Raw genomic sequence first — 7,650 nt, forward strand, 5'->3', positions numbered from 1 at the left:
TTTGAGGCTTGAATTTCCCTGGATTTCGCTACGCTACATCCAGGCTACAACACCCTCAAAGTAGCCTGGATGTAGCGTAGCGAAATCCAGGGCTTATTCAGTTTGATGCGGTTGCCATGGAAACAAAAGTTATAAAGTTAATTTAATGCGGTATTTCTCAAATCGCAAATGCCAAGCTGACTCTGTGTCTCTCTATTTATAGCTTATATAAATAGGCTCATATACCGGCACTTGCTTGGTTGTGTTATCCATGAAAACAGGTCTTGAACCCACTTCTTTACATAAAATACGTCGGTCACTATTTTTATCTTTGAGGGACAGTGTATGATTACTATTCATCTTCATGCCGCTTTGACCAAATTTTCGCGTCGGGGATATTCTTTGCTCAAGAATAGCATCAATCTCATTCGGCGTAATTATTTCCCTCGAAACTTTCGATTTAGGGTAATTCACAAAAAACGCACATTTATTGGTATATTCAATAAACTTGCCTACTTTATTGCTGTCATTGATTAACATTGATTTATCTTTCATAAGAGTTCACCTGCATGAAGTTAATAGTGAACTCATCTTAATTGAATGAAGAGATGTAGATTACCGGATGATTTACTGAGGTTTTTGCAAAGAATAAAGATTCATGATTTATTTAAAGTAATTACTATTTAATGTATATTATTTCTATCAGGAGAAAAATATTGTGACATTAGTTTATCAAAGAAAAGTCTGTAAAGATGTGCTTACTATTTGTGAGCCATTGATCAATTTTTTTAATGTAAACTTCTTTGCGCACGTCCGCGCTTTCCATGATGGCGGTTTTGCATCCTTGATAACGCGTCCTGAGTTGGGGGAGCATTATATTACACAAAAATATCCCATTCAATTTAGTGGTGGCAATGGTATTGTTCTTGCAAATGGGTTCTATGTGGTATCAGGAAATAGTGATATCTATACTATTAAAATAGCTGGTGATCTGCGTGAAAGATTCAACACTGATCATTTTGTTTGTATTATTGATAAACAAAAAGACTTTGATGACATGTTTTCGTTGGCTACAACCCCCGACAATACTTATATTTTAAATAAATATATAAATAATTTAGATTTGCTTAATCAATTTTTGCTTTATTACAAAGAAAAATCGAAATCTTTAATAGCAAAATCGAAAGTAGCTAGATATAGCAGTGAGCATTTCGGGGCCACGACTCAACCAATGCCTTGTAATATAGCTGATCGAGAAGCCTTTATACAAACGATGCCGCTAAACAAAATTACTCTTCGGGGAAATTTAGGGGATGCAGTGATATCAAAACGAGAATTGGATTGCCTAAAACTGATTATAAAATGTTATTCATTTAAACAAATTGGAAAAACGTTAGATATTTCTCCACGTACCGTTGAAACGTACGTGAATACTTTGAAAAGCAAATTAGGTTGTGACACGAAGTTAGAATTAGTCAATTTGGTCTTTTCATTAAAGCATCCGTGTTTATATTAAATATGTCAGAGTTTCAATCAAATAGTATGTGATTTCTCCTGCAGATGCGGTGACCCTTCATTTTTAGTGTTTTCTGGTTTGTTCAAGAAAAAATTATACCAAGGACCCGTTGTAGAATTAGAATGGTCTTCTCGTACTAAGGGCATTAATTTATTTATTTGGTCAAAATTATCACTTGTATTGATTTCTAATTTAATGGAGGAGTTATATAAGTCTTGAAATTGCTTATAGATAGATTGAATTTCATTATTTAATTCTCTAACTTTACTGCAGCTAATATCAATGACCTCGCTATATAACTCATCAAATACCTCTGAAATCATAGCATAAGCCTTACTTTGAAATTTTTCCTCATAGGATTTGCTATGGGCAAGTTTCATGTATATTAATTGAAAAAGCTCGGTGAACCGTTTTTTCTTTTCCTCATCTACTAGGGAATATAAATCAATGGTTTTAACTTCTGTGCTGCCGTAAAGCTTGGGTGACAATTTATAGAATTTGTTGCCCTGGGAATAGTAGTTTTTAGGTAAAGTGATTTTCTGCTGCTTCACGACCTTAAGTAGGTTGGTGAGTCTTTCATGTGAACGATTATATTGTTCAGCTATTGGATTGAAGTCACTTTTCATTTTAAGTAAATTCGCTTCCCATAACTTTTTGTTATTTGGTAATTCTTCAATTCCAAGCAATTGTGTTTCAAAATACCAGGTGTAACAATCATCAAAGGACTTTTTGATTAAATACGCGATCTCCTTTGCCTCCTCAGGTGTAGCTTTAATATTGAACAGCTCGCATAATAAATTTCCTAGCTTGAAGTAAATCTGAGTTACCATATCCGCTCCATCTATATAGTTGTGATCCTGTTAGATCAGGTTTATTGGTAATGTATTTATTGCATACTTTCTGTGAGCAAAATATATGAATTTAGCAAGTAAAAGCAGGTGCCAATTTGGCAGCCCGGGGGTTATCGTCGGTTGAAAAGATCATTATGTTCCAATTGCTCTATTATGTTTTAGAACACGCGACATCATTTTTCAATGAACAGAATTAAAAACGGCGTATTTTGATTGTTCCGGCTCCCTCAATCGGCGACTGATCGCAGGGTGGGGGAGCTGGAGCTAAGTTGTGGCTTTCTCAGTACTAGGGCGCATGACAACTGTCTCTCATGAAACCCACAGGCTACTCTAGGTAGCTTGATGAGACCAAGAGGAAGACAGATTCTTAAAACGTGAAGGGGCCATAATACTGCGCTCAACAGGTTAGTCTTCATCACAGTTTTTGTATTCTTCTGCCATCTTTTCTTCAGATTTTTTCATCATACTTTGTAATTTTTCTTTCTGCTGTACGTTTAGAATAGAAAAAATCTGGTTTTTAGCGGTGATTTTAGACTTCATCATATCACCAATCAGTTTGGCTTTCTTATCGACTAAGCTATTGACGTTATCTTGGCTCATATTAGGAGAAGTAGCTTCCTGACTTAATTGAGGTTCTATGCCATTCATCTGTGCTCCAGCTGCTTTCAAATTGGATTTTAGCTGGTCTAAAATTGGCATGATTTTAGCTTTTTGCGTATTATCAAGATTCAACGATTGGACCATCTTGCCAAGGCCTTCTCGACAAATGGAGGTATCAGCAAAGACTATAGGGTTAATAATTAAAGAAGAAACGAAGACAATCATCCATAAAAATTTTTTAGACATCACACTTTCCTTTTTTTATTTACAACCTATATAGTATATACCGATCCTTTCGATTTTTGTGAAATACCTTGGTCCGCCACTTTCTACTGCTTGTTACTTAAGTTGACAACACTTTCCTCTAGATGAAAATGCTGCTGCGTCCTAGGTTCTTCAACATCATGACGTGGTTTAAAGAATGCCATACTCCTAATCGCTTGAGATTTAAATATTCCGTAATCGCTATTACAGGAGACATCTATTTCATAGGGTATACCTAAGCTGCTATCTGCTAATTGACAAAGTTTTTGAAAATCATCATACGTAAAAGAGTTAGCGGTTTGAGTCTTGGTGAATTCTAGATAGAAATCTTCAACTATTTTACCTGTCTTTAGCCTTGATTCAACCTTGGTTTTTTTAATGACAAGATCAATACCTAAGTGTTCTTTGAAAAACTGAATTAAATCATAACGGTTGATACCTGATCCTAGGGGGCATGAGTCGTAAGTATGGGGCGGGTCATCTAATCCTGAGACAATGCTCTTAAAGATACCTCCCTCTTTGAGTAGGCAGGCAGCATATAAAGTGACATCTCTAACGTTGCGAGCGTATGTCTGTGCGCCGTATACATCAATCACTAAATCAATAGTGCCAATATGATCTTTCAATAATGCGAGGTTATCAGGAATGAAGGAGTAATATATCTGATCACAAAAGTTAATATTTTCCTCAAATAACGGTGTTATACCGACCGCAATGACATAGGCGTCTGGTCGCAATTCTTTTATATCTCTCAATGCAAACCCGGCACCTGCTCCGAATTCAACAATTTTTGGATTTACGGGAAGGTTACGTAAAAAATCATCTTGATGTGAGCTTTCCTCTAATGATTTGAGTGTTTGCGGGGTTAATAATTTAACGTAATCAGTTTGATAACGGCGTTGGTACGGCCATTGGAGCTGGGGATGTTCTTGACCGTCATCAAAAATAGCATCGCACCAACGACCTACAACTTGATATGCCTTCGAATCTGGGAGAGGAGCAAGGGGTCTCAATATTGGCAGGTAAGGGCTAGTCGATTTAAAAATTTTATTACCTTTAAAAAATTGTAGTTCTGTAGAGACGTTCTGATTATTACTGAATGCTTCGATAAACTCTAATGTGTCTGTATTCGGGATCTCAAAATAACAATTTAATAAATTCAGAAAATCTAATTTGCTAATTTTTTTATTATCTTGCACATAATCTAGCTCTTGGCCATAGAGATTTTCTTGATTAACTACATAACTACATCTTACTGTCCATACACCACTTGTATTAATTAGCTCGGACCTCTCCTGACTCGGTTTTTTCACAGTAAATGTCGTGTGAATAAATTGATTCGCGTGCGCTGTTGTAGGAATAAATTTTTCATCATACTGCTGATAAAAAGATTTTGCACCTAGGTCAGAATCAAAATAAAATTTTATTGTTTGAATTACTTGATGTGAAGTAGCTAAGTGTTTGTGCTTAACTTTATATGAATGAACTCCATATAATGGAATCTTATCTGAATTGCTATTTGAATTTTTGTCTAGCATCAATCTGTCCTCCTGTGGATGAACGATGGATGCTATTTTTTTGTGTTAGCTTTAAACACGTCGAAAAACGGTCAAGTATTTATCGCATAATCACGATGAACTGTTGCTTGGTTGTTAGATTGTAGGTGCTGTGAAAAATGTGGGGGGGCGGAAGAAAGGTAACTCTTTGTACTGGAGGGAAAAAATTAGCGTAATTTGCTGTCGTAGTGACTTTATTTTTTATGTCGATATTAAGACAGTTTTTTCAATAATTATTATCAAATTCTATTGATGGAATGGCAGGGAGGATTTAATAGGGATTTTAAAGGAGCTCTAGAAAAGGAGCGAGCCCAGCAGTAGAAGTTTTTTCGCCAAGTTGGAATAGGGTGTAGCATTGATATTTTTGTTTGCAGGCTTCAATATACCTTTCAATAGTCTTGTATGAGACATTATGGATCTTTGCAATCATAACGGCAGATTTCCCTAATTTTAGCCACTTTAAGCATTCCAGTTCATTTTCGGTCAGAAAATAATGAAATTGATTTCTGAAATAAATGGTATCTTTTAAGGTATTAATAAGGGCAACACTTTTAGGATCTAAAGATACTGCGACAACTTTTTTCTTATGGATTTTTTTATTCGAAACTATTTGCACCGGATATTGATAGACTGCAGCGATTTCAGGTATTGATTGCAAGCATTTTTTAAAATAGAGGATAAAGGCATGTAATGAATCCATTTTCTCAATGTAGCGCTGGTTAATGCCGATATCTGTCATATGCCCACTGAAATGAAAACAATGAGTGATCTCTTCTGCATGCTGCGAGATCGTAAGCGTATGCCCCTGGTCAAAGGCCGCAGCCATACGATAAAGTTCCTCTGTTGGTCGATCGATCTTTAAATAATCCCAAAAATCGTAATGATATTTTTTTGGGGCTTTATCAAAGCGACAATGAACATCGTTTCGCGCATGATTATGTCGGAGATATTCCGCTGCGTAATCTGGCTTTGATCCTAAACAAAATGCGTTGCCATTAATATCTATCGCCGTATAGCCAAAAAAATGGATGCCTAGATTCACCAAGGGGGAGCAGATTTTTTTCAATACTTCAGAATGAGCAAGGCTGGGATTTTTTTTGATTTCGGAATTATTCATCATACATCGCGTCTTCAAAATAACTCAGGAGTCACGTCTTGAATTATCAGTTATTTAATTATTATTTGTATATCTTACAATATAAGAGGTGACCCTGACATTTTATCGATAAGGTAACCATATGCCGTAGGGATTACAAACTCAACCTCGGTTGTTCTATGAAATCATCAATTATTAATTTGAAATTAGACTTAATTTTTCTGAATGGGCCATACTCCGCAATGAGCTCCGTTACAGGAGGGTTATCTCCTGATGAGAGTTGGCCTACGTAAAATTTAAAATCAAAACCTTTAATGCCTTTATCTAAATGGATACTCCAGTGGTCGGTGCCATCATTTTTTAAACGAATTGCACTTTTACACTCACCTAGATTAGAGTCAGGTCCCGAAATAAATAACGCTTTCCCATCTCCCAAACCAATTTGTGCTTTCATTTCAAAGGCGCGCTCATCTAATTGGTATGGAAGATAACCAGGAGCTTTAGCAAGTTTTCCATCCTGAAAAGTCACGAAATATTCTTCCTTTTGGCTTTCTATACTAATGATGTGTTTCGCAAATTCCTCAAATTTTTCGCTAGAAGATAAAGTGTCACTTTTTTTAAATTTTTCAAAGAGCTGTTTGGTTTCTTGTGGCACTAAATCTAAAAATATAAAAGTGAGTTTGTCATGCCCCACAGGCGGTAACGTATGATAACCATTCATATCCCAAATGCGCGGGGACAGTATAAACTCAAAATAATTTGGGGAATTTAGGAATCTTATAGGATCTAGCGTTCCATCACCGAGCTGAGGGACAAAGCCAATACAGGATTTTCTGCGGTTTAAATGGATCTGTAATCGATTATATAGCTCCTTGGATATTACATTTTCTTCGTCTGAAACTAATTTTCCTTGCCAAGAAAAAAAATTATTAATTTGTCTCCGCCATAAATGTGCATCATTGCCTATATAGTTCATTCTGTGACAAGTCATTTGTGTTCTTAGGATGCTCTTATAATCTAAGAAAGACATCATGTGTAAAATAATTTCATCAGATAATAAAGCGAGTGAATCGACATGGTTATTATTATTCATGTCTAGCCAATTTGGTACTTCTGAATTAATTTCTCGTCGATTCATGCTCATGCTTTGGCCTTCATTTAAAATATCAAATTTAATCTAATTCCATTGCTATTTATATTGCTAGAGTCGCTTGAAATCATCCATCCCACCAACTGCTTTATTAATTTTTATCTGCTCTAGCTGTTCCAAATGGGAACTAGTAGGGTAACTATTTTTAGGTTGTTCCTTTTTAGGTTCCTCCTTTTTAGGTTGTGAAGCAATGTTTTGGTCGTCATAAGCGACTAGCTGAGAGTTAATCCATAGAGTGGTCATGCAAACATCTCTGTGCCAATTGTTGTACTGCCCTCATTCCAGGGGCTCATGGCTAACAAGTCTGTGGCATCTCCTTGATTCGGACGCGCGCTAGTTAATAGGTTGCCTTGTATGGCTAATATTCCTACAGCCGATTTAAATACGGTAGAACTAACACTAGATAGTGATGAGACTATTTTTGATAACATAGAGAAATGCTCCAGGGAATAATTACGAGATGGGGAATTGTACGAAATTATTCTTAATATTTTCTTAACAAGATATAAAATCGCAAAAAATGCTTTGTACTGGACAAAAAATTGGTTCTACTTATCATCGTCCCGGGACCCATCCTCCACGTCGTCCTGCGATTTATTCGCGGGATCCAGATCCGATGCTGGATCCCGCGAATAAAT

Annotated in this window: 9 protein-coding genes; 1 reads left to right on the plus strand and 8 read right to left on the minus strand. The window is 36.1% G+C overall.

The window, feature by feature from the left end:
• Positions 1-192: 192 nt before the first annotated feature.
• Entirely contained in the window at positions 193-534 is a 342-nt protein-coding gene (locus tag H0U71_03600; protein ID MBA2654138.1) for a hypothetical protein, read from the minus strand.
• Between the two features lie 163 nt (positions 535-697).
• Between H0U71_03600 and H0U71_03605 the strand changes: the two genes are divergently transcribed.
• Entirely contained in the window at positions 698-1,495 is a 798-nt protein-coding gene (locus H0U71_03605; protein MBA2654139.1) for a helix-turn-helix transcriptional regulator, read from the plus strand.
• 17 nt (positions 1,496-1,512) lie between these two features.
• Here H0U71_03605 and H0U71_03610 read toward each other — a convergent pair whose 3' ends face one another.
• From H0U71_03610 to H0U71_03640, 7 genes are all read right to left on the minus strand, one after another.
• Positions 1,513-2,325, minus strand: a complete 813-nt coding sequence (locus tag H0U71_03610; protein MBA2654140.1) for a hypothetical protein — start codon at positions 2,323-2,325, stop codon at positions 1,513-1,515.
• Positions 2,326-2,751: 426 nt separating this feature from the next.
• Positions 2,752-3,192, minus strand: a complete 441-nt coding sequence (locus H0U71_03615; protein MBA2654141.1) for a Spy/CpxP family protein refolding chaperone — start codon at positions 3,190-3,192, stop codon at positions 2,752-2,754.
• Between the two features lie 83 nt (positions 3,193-3,275).
• A complete protein-coding gene (locus tag H0U71_03620) occupies positions 3,276-4,748 on the minus strand; it encodes a hypothetical protein (GenBank protein MBA2654142.1) in 1,473 nt (490 codons plus the stop codon).
• A 301-nt stretch (positions 4,749-5,049) separates the two neighbouring features.
• Positions 5,050-5,886 carry a hypothetical protein gene (locus H0U71_03625; GenBank protein ID MBA2654143.1) on the minus strand — a complete coding sequence of 279 codons (837 nt, stop codon included), beginning with the start codon at positions 5,884-5,886 and terminating at the stop codon, positions 5,050-5,052.
• A gap of 130 nt (positions 5,887-6,016) precedes the next feature.
• A complete protein-coding gene (locus H0U71_03630; GenBank protein ID MBA2654144.1) occupies positions 6,017-7,006 on the minus strand; it encodes an F-box protein in 990 nt (329 codons plus the stop codon).
• 57 nt (positions 7,007-7,063) lie between these two features.
• Positions 7,064-7,255 carry a hypothetical protein gene (locus H0U71_03635; protein ID MBA2654145.1) on the minus strand — a complete coding sequence of 64 codons (192 nt, stop codon included), beginning with the start codon at positions 7,253-7,255 and terminating at the stop codon, positions 7,064-7,066.
• A complete protein-coding gene (locus H0U71_03640) occupies positions 7,252-7,443 on the minus strand; it encodes a hypothetical protein (GenBank protein MBA2654146.1) in 192 nt (63 codons plus the stop codon). The genes H0U71_03635 and H0U71_03640 overlap by 4 nt, the downstream gene beginning before the upstream one ends.
• Between the last annotated feature and the right edge of the window lie 207 nt (positions 7,444-7,650).

This window comes from Gammaproteobacteria bacterium (assembly GCA_013697705.1).
Lineage (GTDB): Bacteria > Pseudomonadota > Gammaproteobacteria > UBA6002 > UBA6002 > UBA6002.